General features: G+C 63.5%; 18 protein-coding genes. 9 read left to right on the top strand and 9 right to left on the bottom strand.

Annotation, left to right across the window (positions count from 1 at the left end; translation table 11 throughout):
- The 3 genes from FVF58_RS41820 to FVF58_RS41830 form a co-directional block, all read right to left on the bottom strand.
- Window positions 1-1,098 (bottom strand): ABC transporter ATP-binding protein, encoded by a 1,098-nt coding sequence (locus tag FVF58_RS41820; RefSeq protein ID WP_149675497.1) that lies wholly within the window; start codon window positions 1,096-1,098, stop codon window positions 1-3.
- 32 nt (window positions 1,099-1,130) lie between these two features.
- On the bottom strand, window positions 1,131-2,228 hold the full coding sequence (locus FVF58_RS41825) for an ABC transporter substrate-binding protein (RefSeq protein WP_149675498.1): 1,098 nt from the start codon (window positions 2,226-2,228) through the stop codon (window positions 1,131-1,133).
- A gap of 82 nt (window positions 2,229-2,310) precedes the next feature.
- On the bottom strand, window positions 2,311-3,738 hold the full coding sequence (locus FVF58_RS41830; protein WP_149675499.1) for an FAD-binding oxidoreductase: 1,428 nt from the start codon (window positions 3,736-3,738) through the stop codon (window positions 2,311-2,313).
- A 320-nt stretch (window positions 3,739-4,058) separates the two neighbouring features.
- Between FVF58_RS41830 and FVF58_RS41835 the strand changes: the two genes are divergently transcribed.
- The 7 genes from FVF58_RS41835 to FVF58_RS41870 all read left to right on the top strand — a co-directional run bounded on the left by FVF58_RS41835 (window position 4,059) and on the right by FVF58_RS41870 (window position 12,596).
- A complete protein-coding gene (locus FVF58_RS41835; RefSeq protein ID WP_149675500.1) occupies window positions 4,059-4,820 on the top strand; it encodes an enoyl-CoA hydratase/isomerase family protein in 762 nt (253 codons plus the stop codon).
- Between the two features lie 91 nt (window positions 4,821-4,911).
- Window positions 4,912-5,973, top strand: a complete 1,062-nt coding sequence (locus tag FVF58_RS41840; protein WP_149675501.1) for an ABC transporter substrate-binding protein — start codon at window positions 4,912-4,914, stop codon at window positions 5,971-5,973.
- 11 nt (window positions 5,974-5,984) lie between these two features.
- On the top strand, window positions 5,985-7,046 hold the full coding sequence (locus tag FVF58_RS41845) for an ABC transporter ATP-binding protein (protein ID WP_149675502.1): 1,062 nt from the start codon (window positions 5,985-5,987) through the stop codon (window positions 7,044-7,046).
- A 50-nt stretch (window positions 7,047-7,096) separates the two neighbouring features.
- Window positions 7,097-8,884, top strand: coding sequence for an ABC transporter permease subunit (locus FVF58_RS41850; RefSeq protein WP_149675503.1), 1,788 nt, complete (start codon window positions 7,097-7,099; stop codon window positions 8,882-8,884).
- Between the two features lie 20 nt (window positions 8,885-8,904).
- Window positions 8,905-10,449: an AMP-binding protein gene (locus FVF58_RS41855; RefSeq protein ID WP_149675504.1), complete on the top strand. Its 1,545-nt coding sequence runs from the start codon at window positions 8,905-8,907 to the stop codon at window positions 10,447-10,449.
- Between the two features lie 74 nt (window positions 10,450-10,523).
- Window positions 10,524-11,369: an IclR family transcriptional regulator gene (locus tag FVF58_RS41860; RefSeq protein ID WP_149675505.1), complete on the top strand. Its 846-nt coding sequence runs from the start codon at window positions 10,524-10,526 to the stop codon at window positions 11,367-11,369.
- A 741-nt stretch (window positions 11,370-12,110) separates the two neighbouring features.
- A complete protein-coding gene (locus FVF58_RS41870; RefSeq protein ID WP_149675507.1) occupies window positions 12,111-12,596 on the top strand; it encodes a universal stress protein in 486 nt (161 codons plus the stop codon).
- Window positions 12,597-12,689: 93 nt separating this feature from the next.
- Here the strand turns inward: FVF58_RS41870 and FVF58_RS41875 are convergent, their stop codons facing one another.
- The 4 genes from FVF58_RS41875 to FVF58_RS41885 all read right to left on the bottom strand — a co-directional run bounded on the left by FVF58_RS41875 (window position 12,690) and on the right by FVF58_RS41885 (window position 13,850).
- Window positions 12,690-13,085 carry a DUF2784 domain-containing protein gene (locus FVF58_RS41875; protein ID WP_149675508.1) on the bottom strand — a complete coding sequence of 132 codons (396 nt, stop codon included), beginning with the start codon at window positions 13,083-13,085 and terminating at the stop codon, window positions 12,690-12,692.
- Between the two features lie 70 nt (window positions 13,086-13,155).
- Window positions 13,156-13,338: a DUF2934 domain-containing protein gene (locus tag FVF58_RS41880; protein WP_149675509.1), complete on the bottom strand. Its 183-nt coding sequence runs from the start codon at window positions 13,336-13,338 to the stop codon at window positions 13,156-13,158.
- Window positions 13,339-13,444: 106 nt separating this feature from the next.
- Window positions 13,445-13,603 carry a hypothetical protein gene (locus tag FVF58_RS51935; RefSeq protein ID WP_188131110.1) on the bottom strand — a complete coding sequence of 53 codons (159 nt, stop codon included), beginning with the start codon at window positions 13,601-13,603 and terminating at the stop codon, window positions 13,445-13,447.
- A 40-nt stretch (window positions 13,604-13,643) separates the two neighbouring features.
- Window positions 13,644-13,850, bottom strand: a complete 207-nt coding sequence (locus FVF58_RS41885; protein WP_149675510.1) for a hypothetical protein — start codon at window positions 13,848-13,850, stop codon at window positions 13,644-13,646.
- Between the two features lie 432 nt (window positions 13,851-14,282).
- Here FVF58_RS41885 and FVF58_RS41890 point away from each other — a divergent pair, with 432 nt between their 5' ends.
- Window positions 14,283-15,536 carry a metal-dependent hydrolase family protein gene (locus FVF58_RS41890; RefSeq protein ID WP_149675511.1) on the top strand — a complete coding sequence of 418 codons (1,254 nt, stop codon included), beginning with the start codon at window positions 14,283-14,285 and terminating at the stop codon, window positions 15,534-15,536.
- Window positions 15,537-15,598: 62 nt separating this feature from the next.
- The gene (locus FVF58_RS41895; RefSeq protein ID WP_149675512.1) at window positions 15,599-16,969 is read left to right on the top strand and encodes an MFS transporter; all 1,371 of its coding nucleotides are present in this window, start codon (window positions 15,599-15,601) and stop codon (window positions 16,967-16,969) included.
- A 198-nt stretch (window positions 16,970-17,167) separates the two neighbouring features.
- On the opposite strand, the gene FVF58_RS41900 is transcribed toward FVF58_RS41895, so the two are convergent.
- Both FVF58_RS41900 and FVF58_RS41905 read right to left on the bottom strand, forming a co-directional pair.
- A complete protein-coding gene (locus FVF58_RS41900) occupies window positions 17,168-18,340 on the bottom strand; it encodes a dihydrodipicolinate synthase family protein (RefSeq protein ID WP_149675513.1) in 1,173 nt (390 codons plus the stop codon).
- Window positions 18,243-19,967, bottom strand: coding sequence for a GMC family oxidoreductase (locus tag FVF58_RS41905; protein ID WP_149675514.1), 1,725 nt, complete (start codon window positions 19,965-19,967; stop codon window positions 18,243-18,245). The genes FVF58_RS41900 and FVF58_RS41905 overlap by 98 nt, the downstream gene beginning before the upstream one ends.
- Window positions 19,968-19,971: the final 4 nt, after the last annotated feature.

The raw sequence follows: 19,971 nt of genomic DNA on the forward strand, positions 1-19,971 counted from the left end.
TCAGTCCGCAATGGCGACGGCGTCGGCGGCGAGCCACGACAAGCCGAGCGTCTGCCCGACTTCGTACTGGCTGCCGAGCCGGTTGGTGGGGAACGCCGCGACGAGCGGCGCCGCAGCGGTTTCGTGCGGCTGCAGATAGAGCCGCGTCATGCTGCCGGTGACCATGATGTCGGTGAGTTTTGCCGACAACGTGCCGCCGCCGTCGGCGCGGCTGCCGACGTCTTCGTGAACCTTCAGGTTCTGCGGGCGCAGCATCAGCTTGACCGGTTTGCCGTCGGCGATCACCGGGTCGTACACCATCGCGCGTCCCTGCTCGACGCCTTGCAGGCTGATCTGCACCTGATCGCCGGTGCGGCCGGTCACGACCGCGTCGAGCAGGTTCGACTCGCCGAGGAAGTCCGCGACGAACACGCTCTTCGGCCGGAAGTACAGATCGGCCGGCGTGCCGAGCTGCGCAATCGAGCCCGCGTTCATCAGGCAGATGCGGTCGGACATCGTCATCGCCTCTTCCTGATCGTGCGTGACGTAGACGATGGTCGTGCCGAGGTCGCGGTGAATCCGCTTGATTTCGAGCTGCATGTGATCGCGCAGCTTCTTGTCGAGCGCGCCGAGCGGTTCGTCCATCAGGATGATCGACGGCCGGTACACCATGCAGCGCGCGAGTGCGATCCGTTGCTGCTGGCCGCCGGACAACTCGCGCGGGTAGCGCTGCGCGACATGCGGCAGATGCACCATTTCCAGCGCCTGCATCACCTTGTCGCGCGCGGCCTTCGCGTCGGTCTTGCGCATCTGCAGCGGGAACGCGATGTTCTGCGCGACCGTCATGTGCGGAAACAGCGCGTAGTTCTGAAACACCATGCCGATGTCGCGTTCATACGGCGCGCCCCAGGTGACGTCGACGCCATCGATGTGAATCTGGCCCGCGTCGGGTTGCGCGAGGCCGGCGATCAGACTCAGCAAGGTCGTCTTGCCCGAGCCGCTCGGGCCGAGCAGGGTCAGGAATTCGCCTTGGGCGACGTCGAGATCGGTCGGCGCCAGCGCGACGAAGTCGCCATAGCGTTTGCTGAGGCCGGTAATTTGAAGGTTCGAGGCGGACATGGAATCGGCATCCTTGAAAATGAAAGCGGAGCTCAGGTCAGGATCCAGCGGTTGAAACGTTCGAGCGCGACGCTTTGCTTTTCCTGCCAGTACCTGGCGTCGATATGCAGGCCGCTTTTCATATTCGCCGGGAACGTGGGGCAGTTCTTCGCGATATCCGCCTTGATGAAACTGAACGCATCGGGCTGCGTGACGCCGGCTGGGAAGTAATCCACCAGCGCGGCCTGACGCTTCGGATCGGAGGCGAACTTGATGAACTCGCGGCATGCATTGGCATTGGGCGTGCCCTTCAGGATCGACCAGTTGTCGCAACCCCAGATGTTCTGGTTCCACACGATCGCCACCGGCGCGCCGTTCGCGATCGCCGACTGTGCGCGCGAAACCCAGGTGCTGATCATGTCCACTTCGCCCGAACCGAGCATCTGTTCGACCTGCGCGCCGGTGGTCCACCATACGTCGACGTGTTTCGCGATCTTGTCGAGACTCGCAAAGCCACGGTCGAAGTTGCACGGATACACCTGCGAGGCCGGTACCCCATCGGCCATCAACGCTTCTTCCATCGTGTCGAACGGATACTTGCGCAGCCCGCGGCGGCCCGGAAAGTCCTTCAGGTTCCACATATCCGCCCACGACTCGGGGGCCTTGCGCCCCTTGAACGCATCGGTGCGATACGCGAGCACGGTGGTGTAGACATTCGTGCCCACGCCATACGGCGACATGTATTGCTGTGGAATCTTCGCGACCACCGGATCGGCTTCGAGACCGTGCTTCTCCAGATATTCCTTGCCGCCGGCGGTCAGCAACAGGATCGCCGGCTGGCTGATCTTCGCCATGTCCCACGTGTAGCTGCCGGTTTCGACCATGCTCTTGATCTGCGCGGTCGGCTCCGCGTTGGCCTGCACGCCGATCACCTCGATGCCGGTTTTCTCGGTGAACGGCTTGTAGAACACCGCGCCGTAGGCTTTTGTGTAGATGCCGCCGTCGTCGCGGATGACGATCCGCTTGTTCGCCGCGCGCGACGGCGTCCACACGAACGGGAAAGCGACACCCGCCGCGCCGGCGAGCGCCGTCTTGATGACCGTGCGACGGCCGGGCTGTTGAATCTGATCGCGTGCGGGCTGCTTTTTCATGTCGGCTCCAGAGGAAGAGGGAAGGCCTGTACTGCGAGAGGTCGGGTTACGTGGGCGGCCGGGTTCTCCGGTGCCGCGGAAGTCAGGGCAGCAGACGCCCCGGGTTGAGCAGGTTGTGCGGATCCAGCGCCTGCTTTACGGCGCGCATCAGGCGCAGCTCCGCGGCGGACTTGTAGTGCGCCATCTCGGTGAGCCCGGTCTGCCCGACCCCGTGTTCCGCGCTGAACGTGCCGCGCAGTTCGTGCGCGACGTCGTTGACGGCGCGGCGCAGTGCGGCGGCGGTTGCGGCCGGATCGGCGAGTTCGCGCCACGCGTCGAAAGTGAAGAAGGGGATGAAATGCGCGTTGCCGTCGCCGAGATGCGCGACGACGAGAACGTCCAGTCCGGCGACGATCGCCTGCACGGCGCGCGTGGCCTGTTCGATGAACGCAGGCACGGCGGACACCGGCACCGCGCAGTCGGTGGTCAACCCCACGCCGCCCTTCTTGTTCGCTTCCGACACGCTGTGGCGAATCTCCCAGAGGGCGGCGCGCTGCGTGTCATTGCTCGCGACCACCGCGTCGACGACGAGGCCGGCTTCGGCGGACTGCTCGAGCGTGCGCTGCAGCAGGTCGGCCATTTCGTCGCCACCGTGCGTGTCCGCCAGTTCGACCAGCACGTGCCATTCATGTGCTTCGCCGAACGGATCGCGGCGCTCGGGCACGTGTTCGATCACGAGTTCCAGTTGACGGCGGTTGATCATCTCGAACGCATTCAGCCGCGCTCCGCACGCGGCCTGGAACAGTCCGAGCACGTGCAGCGCGGCGGCGGGATCGAGCGGCGCGAACCACGCGAGCGCGTGATGCGTGGGCAGCGGATGCAGCTTCAACGTGGCCGCCGTGATGATGCCCAGCGTGCCCTCGGTGCCGATGAACAGATGCTTCAGATCGAGGCCGGTGTTGTCCTTGCGCAGCGTGCGCAGACCGTTCCAGACAGTGCCGTCAGCGAGCACGGCTTCGAGGCCGAGCACGTTGTCGCGCGTATTGCCGTAACGCAGCACCCCGGTGCCGCCCGCATTGGTCGACAGATTGCCGCCGATCTGACATGAGCCTTCGGCGCCGAGGCTCACCGCATAGAGACGGTGCTGTGCGGCGGCGGCATCCTGCACGGTCTTCAGCACGCAACCCGCTTCGACTTCCATCGAACCGTTGGCGGCGTCGATCTGCCGGATGCGCCGCATCCTCGACAGATTGACGATGACGGGCGGCACGCCCTCATTCGGCGGCACCGCGCCGCCACACAGACTCGTGTTGCCCCCTTGCGGCAGCACCGGCACGCGCTGCTCGACACATAGCCGCACCACAGCGGATACCTGCGCCGTATTCGAGGGCAGAACGACACAGGTCGCGGAGCCCTTATAGCGCCCTCGCCAGTCTTCGGTGAAGCCTTCCAGATCGGACGCCGCAGTCAGGACTGCATCCGCTCCGACGGCGGTCTTCAGTGCAGCAAGGAGGGGCGCGACATCGTTCATTTCCGTTCCTCGATCAAGCCGGCGGCTGCGGCTCGAATGAGCCCGAATCAGCAGTGTCTGGGAAAAGCATAGGAGCAAAAAAATCGCATTGAAATGCAATTAATCGCATTGCGATCGAAATGCGTGTAATTACTGAAGCGGCCAGTCCATCGCCCCGTCAGCGCCTGGTGAGCGATGCGTGCCGCGCGGTTTCTCATCCGCCAGGCGTTCGACGTCGACGACTCGACGCTCGGCGTAAACCCGAAACCAGGAATGCTTGCACCGCGATTTTGATGTGCGTATATTGAATAGCACTACCTGTTATTACTATGAGATAAAACATGAGCGAAGACATCCTGGTTTCGAATCACGGCCGCGTTGCAGTCATCACGTTGAACCGGCCTGCACGATTGAACGCGTGGACCACCGCGATGCGCGAAATGATCATCGACGCGTTGCAGCGCTTCGACGCCGACGACAAGGTCGCGGCAATCGTGATGACGGGCGCCGGCGATCGCGCGTTTTCCGCCGGCCAGGATCTGGCGGAGGCGCACGACTTCGACGGTGAACGGGCGGTCGCGTGGATCAAGGAATGGGAGCGTTACTACACGGTACTGCGCAGCCTGAAGAAGCCGCTCGTGATGGCGCTCAACGGCACGGCGGCCGGCTCCGCGTTTCAGGTGGCGCTGCTGGGCGACATTCGCGTCGGCCATCCGGGCGTGCGCATGGGGCAGCCGGAGATCAACGCGGGCATTGCGAGCACCACCGGCCCCTGGATCATGAGCGAGATGCTCGGCATGTCGCGCACGATCGAACTCACGCTGACGGGCCGGCTGATGGACGCGGAAGAGTGCATGCGGATCGGCCTGATTCACTACCTGGTGCCGGCGCACGAAGTGTTCGACAAGGCGCTCGAGATCGCGACCGACCTCGCCGCGAAGCCGCCGGTTGCGATGCGTCTGGACAAGCAGCGTTTCCGCGAGATGACCGAGCCGGGCTTCCGGTCCGCGATCGAAGCCGGCGCGCGTATCCAGCGCGAAGCGTACGACTCGGGCGAACCGGCGCGAATGATGGAAGCGTTTTTCCGTCAGCGCGCGAAATAAGTCGGGGAATCAGGTGGCACGGCACGCGCAGAGAAGGACGCAGCGTGGCCGAGTTCGTTGCATCCATTCATCCTGTGCGGGAGACCTGAGCATGACGCAAGATTTCAATCCAACGCGGCGCCGCATTCTGCAGGGCGCGGGCGCCGTCGCGCTGGCGGGCGCGGTGCCGAGGCTGGGCGGCGCGCAAGCGAAGCAGATCGTGGTGTCGGACCCGGGCGGCCCTTACACCACGGCTTATCGCGCGGCGTTCTACGATCCGTTCGAGAAGGCGACCGGCATCAAGGTTGTCAGCGTCGCGCGCGAGTCGCAGCCGGTCGCGCAACTGGCTGCGATGGTGCAGACCAGGAACTTCGTGTGGGACGTCACGACGCTCACGCTCTCCGCCGATATTCCGTACCTCGAATCAAAGGGCTTTCTCGAACCGATCGGCCTGAAGGCGGGCGACTTTCCGGACGTGATGGCAGAGGCGGTCACGCCGAACTGGCTCGGCGTCGACGTGTATTCGACCGTGCTCGCGTATCGTCAGGACAAGTTCGGACAGAACGGCCCGAAGTCGTGGGCGGACTTCTGGGACGTGAAGCGCTTTCCGGGCCGCCGCTGTCTGCGCCGCAGTCCGCTCGACACGCTCGAACAGGCGCTGCTCGCGGACGGCGTGCCGCTCGACAAGCTGTATCCGCTCGATGTCGACCGGGCGTTTCGCAGCCTCGACAAAATCAAGCCGCACGTGAACATCTGGTGGACCTCCGGCGCGCAGGCCATGCAGGCGATCCAGAGTGGCGACGTCGACATGATCTCGGCATGGAATGGCCGCGCGCAGGCCGCACGAGACGCCGGCGCGCCGGTTGCGATCGTCTGGAACCAGGGGCTGTATTCGATCGAAGGCTGGGGCATTCCGAAGGGCACGCCGCGCGCCGAACTAGCGAAGCAGTTCGTGCGCTTTTGCGCCGACGCGAAACGTCAGGCCGTGCTCACGCAGACGCTCGCCTATGGCCCGACCAACCGCAAGTCGTTCGACTCGATTCCGGCGCCGCGCGCGGCGTTGTTGCCGACCGCGCCGGACAACCTTCGCGATATGCGTCTGCCGAGTCCGCAGTGGTGGGCCGACAATCGTCAGAAGGTCACCGAGCGCTTCAACACCTGGATCATTTCCTGAAGAGGGCGGCCATGAGCGCAAAACTCGAAGCGATCGGACTCGCCAAAAGCTATGGCGAAACCGTCGCGCTGCAGCCGACCGACCTGACCGTGCAGGCGGGCGAATTTCTCACGCTGCTCGGACCATCCGGCTCGGGCAAGACCACGCTGCTGCAGATGATCTCGGGGCTCGTCGCGCCGACTTCGGGCCGCATCGAGATCGACGGCCGCGACGTCACGCATGTCGAGCCCGGGCGGCGCGGCATCGGCATGGTGTTCCAGAGTTACGCGCTGTTTCCGCATATGAGCGTGTGGGACAACGTTGCATACGGCCTGCGGATGCGGCGCAAGAAGCCCGCTGAAGTGCGCAGCGCCGTGGACGATGCGCTGAACATGGTGCGCATGAGCGAGTACGCGCAGCGTTTTCCAAAAGAACTGTCCGGCGGCCAGCAGCAGCGCATCGCACTGGCGCGCTGTTTCGCCTACCGGCCCTCGGTGATCCTGCTCGACGAGCCGCTCGGCGCGCTCGACAAGAAGCTGCGCGAGCATATGCAGTCGGAAATCCGCCGTTTGCACAAGGAACTGGGCGCGACCTTCGTGTACGTGACGCACGATCAGGACGAAGCGTTGACGCTGTCGGACCGCATCTGCCTGATGAACCAGGCGCGCATCGAACAGGTGGGCACGCCGGTCGATCTGTATGACCGGCCGGCGACGCGCTTTGCCGCCGGCTTCATCGGCCATTCGAATCTGCTCGAAGGCGCGCTGGCCGATACGCGCGGCCCGGGCGGCGAAGCGATCCTGCTGGCCGCGGGTGGCCGCGTGCCGCTGCCGCAACCCGTCGCGGCGGGCGCCGGCGCGACACACTGTTTGCTGGTGCGTCCGGAAGCGCCGCGTCTGGTCGAGCCGAAAAGCGGTTTCGTCGACGGCAAGATCTCGGACATCGTGTTCTTCGGCAGCGATACCCGCGTGCAGTTGACGATGCTGGACGGCAGCCGTCTCACCGTGCGTTGCGCGCGCGGCCAGTCGGCCAGCGTGGGCGATACCGTCGGCCTCGTGTGGGACCCGCATCGCACCATGCTGCTGCGCGCCTGACGCAGACCGCGCAGCTATTGAGCACCCCAAGCCCCGCCCAAGGAATTTCCATGACCATCGCCCTTCACGCGCGACGTCCGCGCGAAGACGAGCGCCCGCGCCAGTTCGCGTGGGTCGCGCGTTCGCTCCGCTTTCTGCCGATCGTGCCGACCTTGCTGTTCCTGCTGGTCTTTTTCATCGTGCCGGTGGGAGAGATTTTGCAGGGCGGCCTGTTCAATGCCGACGGCAGCTTCGGGCTCGGGCAGTTTCAGCGCATCGCGAGCACGCCGGTGTACGCGAAAGTGCTGTGGATCACCTTTTCGATTTCCTTCATGACGGCGGCGCTGTCGGTGCTGCTCGGCTACCCGGTCGCGTATCTGCTGAGCCGTTTGCCGATCCGCCTGCGCGAGCGCTGGCTGCTGTGGATCATGCTGCCGTTCTGGACCAGCTATCTCGTCAAGACCTATGCGTGGATGCTGCTGCTCTCGAAAACCGGCGTGCTGTCGACTGTCGCGCTCGCACTGGGTCTCGTCAGCGAAACCAGCGGCACGATCCCTTCGCTGACCGGCGTGCTGATCGGCATGGTCCACGCGATGCTGCCGCTCGCGGTGATGACGATGCTGCCCGTGATGCGCGGCATCGACGATCGCCTCGCGCAAGCGGCACAAACGCTCGGCGCGCAACGCAGCATGAGCTTCTTTACCGTGTTCCTGCCGCTGTCGTCGCCGGGTGTCGCGGCGGCGGGGCTGCTCGTGTTCATCACGAGCCTCGGGTTCTTCATCGTGCCTGCACTGCTCGGCTCGCCGAAGGAAACGATGGTCGCGCAACTGGTGATTTCGTCGGTGCTCGAACTGTTCGACATGCGCTTTGCCGGCGCGTTATCGACGGTGCTGTTGCTGAGTTCGGTCGCGATCTTCCTGGTGTATGACCGGCTGGTGGGACTGTCCTCGTTGGCGGGCGAGGTCGAGGACAAACGCCGGGGCTCGCGCGCACAAGGATTCAAGCTGGCCGCGCTGATCGCCGCGGGCCGGCTTACCGCACCGTTCGCGCGGCGTCGCGCAAGTGCTGCGGGCGGCGTGGACGGTGGCGGCGGACCACTGCGTCTCTATACATTCGCGATCGTCGCCGTACTGGTCGCGCCGGTGCTCTCGGTGATTCCGTACGCGTTCACGCGCAGCGACTTCATTGCGTTTCCGCCGAAGCTCTTCAGCGTCAAGTGGTTCGGCACCTTCCTCGGTTCGCCGGTGTGGCAGAGCGCGTTGCTCCGTTCGTTCGAAGTGGGCTTCGGCACGGCGGTCCTCTCGCTCGTGCTCGGATTCGGCGCGACGCTCGCGCTGACCCGCATGCCGCGCCGCGCGAGCAAGCCGCTGTTCGCGCTGCTGGTCGCGCCGTTGATCGTGCCGCGCATCGTGGTCGCGGTCGGCCTGCTGTATCTGTTCGCGCGCTTCGGGTTGACGGGCACCAATGCCGGTCTCGTGATCGGCCATACGGTGCTGGCGATTCCGTATGTGGTCGTCACGCTGTCTGCCGGATTTCGCCAGTTCGACTGGCGTCTCGACGACGCCGCACGCGTGATGGGGGCTTCGCCGTTGCGACGTATCGCGACGATTCTGGTGCCGCTGCTGATGGCGAGCGTCACGTCGGCGTTCCTGTTCGCCTTCCTCGTTTCGTTCGACGACCTGACCATTGCGATCTTCGTGAGCGGCGGCATCAACACCACGCTGCCCAAACAGATGTGGGACGACATCCAGCTCGCGATCACGCCGACGCTCGCGGCGGTATCCACGACGCTCATCGTGCTGATCGCGCTGGTAGTGTCCATTTCTTCCCGGCTCAAGCGCAACGCGCGCCAACTGTAACGTTTCCGGATCATTCAGCTATGCATCGCTATTCAGAATACTTTCCTCAACGTCATCCAGACGACGCGCTGGGCTGCGCGCCGTTGATCGCCGCCGGACTGCAACAGGACGTGTCGCGCACCGTGCTGCATTTCGACGAACGTGCGGTGACCTGCGCCGAAGCGGCGCAACGCGTCGCGCAATTGCAGGGCTGGTTCACGCGGCAGAGCCTGGTCGCCGGCGATCGCGTGGCCGTGATGCTCGGCAATAGCCCCGAACATATCCACCTGATTTACGCACTGATGTTGAGCGGCCTGGTATGGGTGCCCGTGAACACGAAGCTGCGCGGCGCGGGGCTTGAATATCTGCTGGAGCATGCCGAGCCGAAACTGTTCGTGTCGGAAGCCGAATTCGATGCTGTGATCGAGGGGATTGAATGCGACCATACGCGTCGCGTGACGCTGCCCGAATTCGTTGCGAGCGACACGAGCGCGTCTCTATTGACGCCGCCAATCGACGTGCACGATCCCTTGTGCGTGATCTACACGTCGGGCACGACCGGCGCGCCGAAAGGCGTGGTCTTCACGCACCGGATGATGCGCATTGCGAGCGAAGCGGCGCTGAAGGTCGCGGACGTGCGGTCCGGCGATCGCCTGTTCTTGTGGGAACCGCTGTGTCATATCGGCGGCGCGCAAATGCTGTTGTTGCCGTTTCTCGAAACGGTGGGACTGTTCGTGGTGCCGCGCTTTTCGGCCACGCAGTTCTGGCAGCAGATCGCGCATTCCAGGGCCACGCAACTGCATTATCTCGGCGGCGTGCTCGATATCCTGATGCAACTGCCCGACGCCGCGCCGCCGGCCTCGCACACGCTGCGCGTGGGTTGGGGCGCGGGCGTGAGCGCGGCGGCCTGGCACGCGGTCGAAGCGCGCCTGCGGCTGCGCCTGCGCGAGTGTTATGGCATGACGGAGTGTTCGAGTTTCGCGACGCTCAATGACAGCGGCAAGCCCGGCTCGATCGGCAAGCCGCTGCCGTGGATCGACGTCGAACTGCTCGACGAGCAGGGCGCGCCGGTGCCCGACGGCGAGGTCGGCGAAATCGTCTTGTCGAGCCGCGTGGAAGGCACATTCCTGCCGACCTACCTGAAGAACGACGACGCGACCCGCGCCGCGCTGCGCAACGGCAAGCTGCACACCGGCGACAGCGCGCGGCGCGACGCCGACGGCGACCTGTTCTTCGTCGGCCGGCGCACCGACAGCATGCGCGTGCGCGGCGAAAACGTGTCGGCGTGGGAGATCGAGCGCGTGTTCGCGAGCCATCCGGCGATTCAGGCGAGCGCGGCGATCGGTGTCGCGTCGGCGATCGGCGAACAGGACATCCTGCTGAACGTGCAGTTCAAAAGCGCCGCCGTCGACTGGGACTCGCTGCACGAGTGGGCCGGGCAACGCCTCGCGAGTTTCCAGTTGCCGCGCTATTATCGGGCCGTGTCGCAATTCGAACTCACCGCCAGCGAGCGGATTCGCAAACATCTGCTGCCGCGCACGGTGGACGACGCGTGGGACCGCAAACAGGCCAAGGTCGCACAGTGACAGTTATCGTATATAGATTGAGCATTATCTTCATGCGATAATCTTGTTCTGTCATAACAATCGCTATCTCCACCGTGACAACCGCGAAGCCAAAAACCGCGCTCAAAAAGAAAACTGCCTCGGCGGATGTGCCGGAGGCGGCCGCCGATCCGACCGCGTCGTCGCTGTATGTGCAGTCGGTGGAGAAGGCGATGACCGTGCTGACCGCTTTCGACGGCAGCAAGCGGCAGTTGTCGCTGTCGGAAATCGCGGCGCTCACGGGCTTCGACATGAGCGCGACGCAGCGCTTCACGTACACGCTCGCCGCGCTCGGCTATCTGTTCAAGGACCCCGACAGCCGCAAGTACGAGCTCTCTCCGAAGCTGCTCGACTTCACCTACCACTATCTAACCTCGAACGAACTGGTGAGCCGCGCCACGCCCTATCTGCAGCAACTCGGCTCGGAAACGGAAGAGGCCACCAATCTGACCGTGCTCGACGACACGGACATCGTGTTCGTGCTGCGGATCGTGAGCCGCAACGTGTTCAACGCGCACGTGATCACCGGCTCGCGTCTGCCTGCGTATTGCACGGCGCCGGGGCTCGCGATTCTCGCGACCTTCGGCGACGGTGAGATCGACGATATCCTGGCGCGCACGAATCTGGTCGCCTATACATCGGCGACCGTGCACCAGCCGCGCAAGATCAAGGAACGCATCGCGCAGATTCGCAAGCAAGGCTATGCGCACACCGAAGACGAGTATTTCGTCAGCGACATCTCGACCGCGGCTGCCATCACGAACGCACATGGGCGCGCGGTGGGCGCGGTCAACATTGCGGTTGCGCGGCCGCGCTGGCAGGCGGATCGCGACGAACGGCGTTTCGCGGATCTGGTGATATCGACAGCGTCGGCCATCTCTTCGCGGCGAAGAGCCGAATAACAAATACCGCAATGATCGCAGTGCTAATCGCTGCGGTCGAATCGAACTCTGCGGGACGTGAGGTGCGTAGTCCTTGGCGAAAAGCGATTCGCGCGGTTTCGCGCCTGTGCGTGAAGCGGGGCGGGAAGAAACGCCGGCATGACGTGTTGCCGGGGCCGATGAAAAAGTATTAGGGATTTGCGTGCTGCGCGTTCGTGTCCCGGTATTGGTCATTCGATATTGGCGAAGGCTGGATCGTTGGCGCAGCCGCCTTATGTATACACCAGGTCTACGAATAAAAGTCGCCCGCTTGCGCATCGCAGCAATCGCTGCGGCGAACGCCGTTTCACGCATCCCTCAAATTCGAGAAGCGGTCTATCATGGTAGAAACAGCATTCATCAGCGCAGGAGCAAACCATGCCCTCCAACCCATCCGCTGAGCCGACTGACAAGCCTCTCGACCCCGCGCAGAACCCCTCCGGCACGACCGGCCAGTCCCAATCACAGCGATCGCAAAAGCCGGCAGAAGGCGACCTTCCCAACGCCGATGCGGCAGAGCCCGTACCTCATGAGCATCTCCCACCGCGAAGCGACGACAACTGATTTAACGCCGCCCGGATCGACGTCGTTCGCAACGAGCCGCGCGGCGCATCCGCGAGACGGATGGTCGCGCATGCTTTCCCGCGCCGCCGCCGCGAAGTCGACGAACGCTCGCGGTTTCAATCAAGACATGGTCCGGTTTGAACCGCACAGGAGCACATCATGCAAAACGTGCTGGTAGGTTATGACGGGTCGCCATCCGCGCGACATGCCGTTACGTTCGCGGTCGATCTCGCGAAGCGCTTCGACGCGCACTTGTGTGTGCTCGTCGTGGCGCGCGCGCCGGACTGGGGCGCCATAGAGCTGGAAAGAAAGGAACTGGTCGATCTCGAATTGCGGCATGCCAACGAGATCCTCGACGACGTCAAGGCGAAGCTCGCCTCGAATGGTGAGCACCCGGAATTCGATATCGTGATCGGGCAGCCCGCGAAGGAGATCGTGCTCTACGCGGAGCGGAAAGGTATCGATCATCTTGTCGTCGGCCATCGCGGTCATACGCCGTTCGATCGCTGGCTGATCGGCTCGGTCGCGCGTCAGGTCCTCGCGTACGCACCGTGCGCGGTCACCATCGTGCGCGATCCGTCTATGATGAAAAAGCGCCACGCGAAGGATGAGCAAGAGTCGCCGGATGAAGCGCCGTTGGTGTGAGTGAAGGCCAGGCAGCATCGAAGGCTGTGAACTCGGTGACGCCGCTGATGGCGGAACAGGCGGGTGACTTGTAGACCAAGGAAGCAACGCGGCTCACCGGCGCGTCGCCTTCGAGTGACCTACGCTGTGTGGTGGAATCAGGCGCCAGGTGAGCAACACCAGCAATGCGAAAACAACGTACGCAAGTGTGAACACCCACGCCGGCAAATCGTAGTAAAGCAGGCGGCTCACCCAGCGCTGAATGAAGCCTTGTTGCTCCAGCGAACCGGTACGCAACCAGTCCTCCAGCACCGTCAACGGACACGCGATACCAACCAGCGACAGCGTCGACACGATAACAATCGCCAGCAGATGCGCGAGCCGGAAAAGCCGGTCGCGTATCCAGTCCCAGCCGAGACCGGCGCCCGTCCAGATCGCGACAAGCCCGCATACGATAAAAAACGCAAGCAGCGCATGCACGATCAGCACTGCATTGGCTAGCCAGATCATGATCGGTATTCCCGCGACCGGCTTCGCTGCGCCTTCGATTGAATCAAACAGGTTTGAGCTTGCCCAACGATCACTCCGCCGCCGGGCAGTCCGAATCGAATGGGGGTTGCGCGACTTGAGGCTGGGCTTCCCGCTCCATCAGCGTGCGCGCCATTCGCCAATATTCGTCGGCGCAGCCTTCGAGGCTGCCGTCCAGTTGCCAAAGCAGGAATGCACACTCACGGATTCGTTCTGCCAATGACGGCTCGGGCATGTCTTCGTCTCCCTATCGAAGGAGTACTCGCGAAAGCCCCGAGAACCCCATGTAGTGACTCGTGATTATCGACGGGCGACCGCGACGGGCGCTCCGTCACGCACCGTCAGCGCCGGTCGCGCATCACTTCCCAGCAATCGCGATGGTCCATCCGTTTCAGGTGCCTTCGACGCATCCACTCGCGCCAATAGTGACTGGCAACCAGCAGCACGGCAGCGGTCAGCCCGCACAGACCCACCGTGATTCCTATCCCCGATTCGCCCACGGCACACTCCTTGACTGTGAAAGAGATCAGGCGATACGTGTCAGTCGTCGTTGAGGATGCGAGCGGCGGCGTTCAGAAACATCTCGCCGTCATGCGTGATGAGAGGACGTTGCCGTCCGGAAGCGAGTTGTTCCAGCGTGACGAGCTGGCGGTCCAGAAGCGCTTCAAGATCCGCACCGTCCAGACTCGGCAGATCCGGCGCATCCTTGAGTAGCATGAGAGTCGCGAATTCATGTGGACTGAGCATCTCCGTCTCCTGGCTGGGCTTGCTGCTTCGCGGGGAATCCGATCCGTTGGCCTCGCGTCGCGAGCAGGATCAGGTCGGGGATGGCTGCTGCGCAATGTCACCGCTGCAAGCGGATGGCATGTCGCGAGCCAACGCAGCCATCTTAATGCTCACGCGCTCAAAAGATCAATATGTGGGAAAAGCTTTTTTGAGATATTTACGGGATCACTAGAAATATTTGCGGGATCACTGCGAAGCCATCGCAGTGCAGCATGATGCGTCGACTGTCGAGCATGCACTGCTTCGCGCGACACGTCGAAGAGCGCACAGACTTCATGCGGCTCATAACACTCCTGATGAAAATCCTGGCAGCGCTTCCACGCACTAGCCTGCATACTCGAAAGTGAGGCCCGGATGCCGGGCGCTGTGATCGACACCTGAAGGAGACACACGTTGACTAGCTTTCTATTACGTAACGGCGCGCTTCTCGATCCTACTCGTCCTGATCTGCTGGAAGGCTACGAAGTCCTCATCGAGGATGGCTTCGTGCGCGAAGTGTCCGACCGGCCGATCAAGAGCAGCAACGCGCACGTGATCGACGTCAAAGGCAAAACGATCATGCCGGGTCTGATCGATCTGCATGTGCATGTCGTCGCCATCGAGTTCAATCTGCCGCGCGTGGCGACACTGCCCAATGTGCTCGTTACGCTGCGCGCCGTGCCGATCATGCGCGCGATGCTGCGCCGCGGCTTCACCACCGTGCGCGACGCGGGCGGTGCAGGGCATCCATTCAAGCAGGCGGTCGAGTCGGGACTCGTCGAAGGGCCGCGTCTTTTCGTCTCGGGCCGCGCGTTGAGCCAGACCGGCGGTCACGCCGATCCGCGCGCCCGCTCCGACTACCTGCCGCCCGATTCGCCGTGCGGATGCTGCGTGCGCGTGGGCGCGCTCGGTCGCGTGGCGGACGGCGTCGATGCTGTGCGCCGCGCGGTGCGCGAGGAACTGCAGATGGGCGCCGACCAGATCAAGATCATGGCGTCTGGCGGCGTTGCTTCGCCGACCGATCCGGTCGGTGCATTCGGCTACTCGGAAGACGAGATTCGCGCGATCGTCGCGGAAGCGCAGGGGCGCGGCACCTACGTGCTTGCTCATGCCTATACGCCGGCGGCAATCGCGCGCGCGGTACGTTGTGGCGTGCGCACGATCGAACACGGCAATCTGATCGACGATGAAACCGCGCGCCTCGTCGCGGAGCACGGCGCGTATGTCGTGCCGACGCTCGTCACCTACGACGCCCTTGCAAGCGAAGGCGAGAAATACGGACTGCCGCCGGAAAGCATTGCGAAGATCGAGGACGTGCATGGCGCCGGTATGCAGTCGATCGAAATCATGAAGCGCGCCGGGGTGAAGATGGGCTTCGGCACGGATCTGCTCGGCGAGGCGCAGCGTCTGCAAAGCGACGAGTTCCGGCTTCTGGCCGAAGTGCTGTCGCCGGCCGAGGTGATCGCGAGCGCGACCGTCGTTGGCGCGGAAATACTCGGCAAGCAGGACAAGCTCGGCAGGATCATGCCGGGTGCCCATGCCGATGTGCTGGTGGTCGACGGCAATCCGCTGAAATCGGTCGATTGCCTGTTAGGTCAGGGCGAGCATATTCCGCTGGTGATGAAGGATGGCCGGCTGTTCGTCAACGACCTCGAACGTGCTGCGTGAATCACGCTTGAATGTATGGCGCTGCGTACGTAGCGCCCCACCATCCCTATCGGAGCCTGTACATGTCGATGATTGCCGCTCGCATCGAGCGCTTGCCGTTTTCAGGTTTTCACCGCCGTCTGCTGTTGATGGGTGGCCTCGGCTACACCTTCGATGCGATGGACGCCGCGGTGCTCGCATTCCTGCTGCCGGTGCTGCGCGTGCAATGGGGGCTGACGAGCGTGCAGACGGGCGTGCTGGGCAGCGGCACGTTCATGGGCTACTTCTTTGGCGCGATGCTCGCGGGCATGCTCGGCGATATCATCGGCCGGCGCAAGGTGATGATGTATGCGCTCGTGATTTACTGCGTCGCGTCGCTTGCCAGCGCGGTCGCCAATGACTGGGGCTTTTTTCTCGCGACACGCATTGTCGCAGGCTTGGGCACGGGCGCCGAAAGCGCGATTGTCGCGCCGTTTCTCTCGGAGTTCGTGGCGCGCCGGTATCGCGGGAGTTTCACCGGCAGCCTCGCGGGGTTCTTCTCGTTCGGCTTCGTGGCGGCCGCGCTGCTCGGGTATCTGGTGATTCCGCTCGCACCCAATGCATGGCGGGCGGTGATGGTCATCACTGCGCTCCCTATTGTGATGCTGCTCTGGTGGCGGCGCGCGTTGCCCGAATCGCCGCGCTGGCTCGAGGCGCGCGACCGGCACGCGGAGGCCGATGCGGTCGTGTCGCGGATGGAGTCCGAGGTGATGCGAGCGGGCGTGCAGCTGGAACCGCTGTCTTCCGTGCGGGAGGGAGCCGTGCCTCTTGCGGCGGGACGGGCGTCGGTGGTCGCGAATGTCAAGGCGTTGTGGACCTCGAAGCTCGCGCGCATCACGGCGATGACGTGGCTAATGTGGCTTTCCATCACGTTCAGCTACTACGCGTTTTTCACGTGGATTCCCGGCTTGCTGGTTCAGAACGGCATGACGATCACGAAAAGCTTTTCGTATTCGCTCGTGATCTACATCGCGCAAATACCGGGCTACTTTTCGGGCGCATGGCTCAACGAGAAGATCGGCCGGCAGGCGACGATCGCGTCATACATGATCCTCGGCGGCGTATCGGCGCTTGGGCTCGCGTTGACGGGCACCGATGCGGGCATCATGGTCTCGGGGATTCTGTTGTCGTTCTTCATGAACGGCACCTATGCCGGCGTTTATGCCTATACGCCGGAGGTCTTTCCCACCGACGTGCGCGCAACGGGTACGGGGCTCGCTTCGTCGATTGGAAGGCTGGGTGCGATTGCCGCGCCTATTCTCGTCGGGTATGTTTATCCGCTGCTGGGGTTTGGCGGAGTGTTCGGCGCGACGACTCTCGTGTTGCTGACCGGTGCGCTGGCCGTGGTGCTGATGGGGGTGCCGACGCGTGGCAGGTCGCTTGAGGATATTGCGGCGGGGCAGGTCGAGGGTTGATCCGGTGCCGTGACTGCTACGAAATGGGCACGCGCATTGCCGTGCCCAACTCAAACGGCAACCCGCAGTGGCGGGCTGTCGCCTGGTTTCGCAAATTGCTAATGCACTGATCACGTCGGCCGCTGAGACTATCGCCCGGAACAGCGACCGCTCGATGACTTCGTCTCCAATCGGTGCGCGTGATGCGCGCACCGTTTTTCAGTTGTCGATACCCGCGGCGACGCTGAGAAATTCGCTCATACGACGGCGCGCCAGTTCGGGGCGAATCAGCACGCCCGCGAGATCCGCTTTCCGGAATACCGCCGCGTAGTGCGCGACCGATCGCGCCGACTGCATCCCGCCCGCCATCGAAAAGTGCCGTTGATGGCCATTGAGCCACGCGAGAAACACGACGCCGGCCTTGTAATACTGCGTAGGCGCGGCGAAGAGTTCGCGCGACAGTGCCACAGTCGGGTCGATAAGCTGGCGATACGCATCCGCGTCGCCGGTCGCGAGCTTTGCCAGTGCACGCGATGCAACCGGCGCAATTGGATCGAAGATGCCGAGCAGCGCGTGCGAATGTCCGGTGCTGTCGCCGGCGATGAGTTCGCCATAGTTGTAGTCGTCGCCTGTAAACATCACGACGCCCTCGGGCAACTGCGACCTGAGCTGACGTTCATACTCCGCGTTGAGCAGCGAAATCTTGATGCCCTCGATTTTGTCCCGATGAAGCCGGATGATGTCGAGCACGGTCGCCATCGCCGTCGCCACGTCGCGGCTGCCCCAGTAGCCCGCAAGCGACGCGTCGAACGCTTCGCCCAGCCAATGCAGCACGACCTTGTTGCGCGACGCGGAGATGACGGCGTCATAGACGCGCTTGTAGTCGTCGGCGGAACGCGCCGTCGCGCACAGCGCGCGGCTCGCCATCATGATCGGCCGGCCACCCGCCGATTCGATCACCTCGAACTGCTCCTGATAGCCTCCAACGATGTCGGAAAGCGTATGACGGCGGCCGCCATCGAGATGATCGGTGCCCGCGCCACACGCCAGGTCCGCGCCGGGAATGCCGCGCGCGTGCGCGATGCTGCGGCGGATCAACTCGGCAGCGGTCGGCCAGCCGATGCCCATCCCGCGCTGCGCGGTATCCATCGCCTCGGCCACCTTGAATCCCAACCCATAGAGATAGCTGCGAAATGCCAGCGTGGCGTCCCAGTCGACTTGCGGCGTATCGCGCCACGGCTCATAGGCACGTGAAGGATCGACGACGACATGTGCCGCCGCATACGCGATGCGGTTAAACGTCGGCGCGGTGGACGGCGGAACCTGTTCGTCCCGCTGCTGCATCGTGTATGGCAGGACTGATCCTTCCGGTGTCGGCAGATTGATCTTCATGGGTTCCTCTCGAGGTCTGGGATTGAATGATCATGTCGGCGGCTTTTTCGGCGACCATGATCGTCGGTGCATTCGTGTTGCACGATGGCAAAAGGGGCATGACGGACGCGTCAACCACTCGAAGACCTTCGAGCCCGATCACACGCAGGTCCGGTGTGACGACGCTGTCAGGATCGTCGTGCGGCCCGATCCTGCAAGTGCCGACGGGGTGGTGGTCGGTTTTCGCATTGGCGCACGCGTACTCGAACAGTTGCTGGTCGGTAAGGGCATTGGGCCCTGGCAGAATTTCGCGTTGCACATAGCGTCTGAGCGCGGGGGCCTGCAAGATGTCGCGCGCGAGCCGCAAGCCCTTGATCGCCATGTCGCGATCGTGCGGGTCCGACCAGTAGTTCGGATCGAGCAGCGGCGCGGCAGCGGGGTCCGCGCTGGCAAGGCGCACCGTGCCGCGCGAGCGCGGACGAAGATACGCGGTGTTCAGCGTGACCCCCGCATTGTTCAGTTTGGCCATTCCCGCTTCGATACCGGAGCCGAGGCCGAGATGAAACTGGATGTCGGGCGAGCGGTCGCGCGCGTCGCGATCCGCGTACCAGAAGCCACCCGTTTCAAAGAGACTCGATGCAACGGGGCCTTTTTTCAGCAGCAGATATTGCAGTGCTGCCCACGCGGCGTTGTGCAGTTTGTTGTACTTGTCGTAGGTGTGATCGCCAGTGCACTCGGCGATCACGAAGAGGTCGAGGTGATCCTGAAGATTGGAGCCGATCCCGCGAAGGTGGTGGACCGGCGCGATGCCGACGGATTCAAGATGATCGGCGGGACCGATGCCCGACTGCATCAGCAGTTTCGGCGAACCGATGGCCCCCGACGACACGATTACTTCGCGCGACGCGCGCACGGTCTGCGGTTGGCGGCTGTCCCCCACAACCACTTCGACGCCCGTCGCGCGCTTGCCCTCGACAATCACGCGAAGCGTGCGCGCCTGCATCCAGACGCTCAGATTGGGCCGTCCGAGCGCGGGCCGGATAAACCCCGCTGCCGTCGATGAACGGCGCGCGTTCAACTGCGTCAGCTGGTAATAGCCCAGACCTTCCTGACTGGCGCCGTTGAAGTCCGGATTAAAAGGGATGCCGAGTTCCTGTCCCGCCTGAAAGAACGCTTCGCAGATCGGCAGAGGACTGATCGGATTCGATACGCCGAGTGGACCACCATAACTGTGATACTCGTTCGCGAAACGCTGATTGTTCTCGGACTTCCTGAAGTAGGGCAGCACATCACGATAGGACCAGCCCGTGGCGCCCGCTTTCTGTTCCCAATCGTCGTAGTCGGCAGGCACGCCGCGCGTGTAGATCTGCGCGTTGATCGACGAACCGCCGCCGATCACTTTCGCCTGCGTGAAGCGCAGCACGCGATTGTTCAGATGCTTTTGCGGCACCGTGAACCAGCCCCACGAACCGATGCCGCGCGTCATCTTCGCGAAGCCCGCGGGCATCGAGAAGAACGGGTGGCGATCGGAGCCGCCGGCTTCGAGCAGCAGGACCTTGATCGAAGGATCGGCACTCAGGCGATTGGCCAATACACAGCCGGCCGAGCCGCCGCCCACGATCACATAGTCGTACGTCGTCGTTTTCATGTCA

The sequence above is a fragment of the Paraburkholderia panacisoli genome, assembly GCF_008369935.1.
Lineage (GTDB): Bacteria > Pseudomonadota > Gammaproteobacteria > Burkholderiales > Burkholderiaceae > Paraburkholderia > Paraburkholderia panacisoli.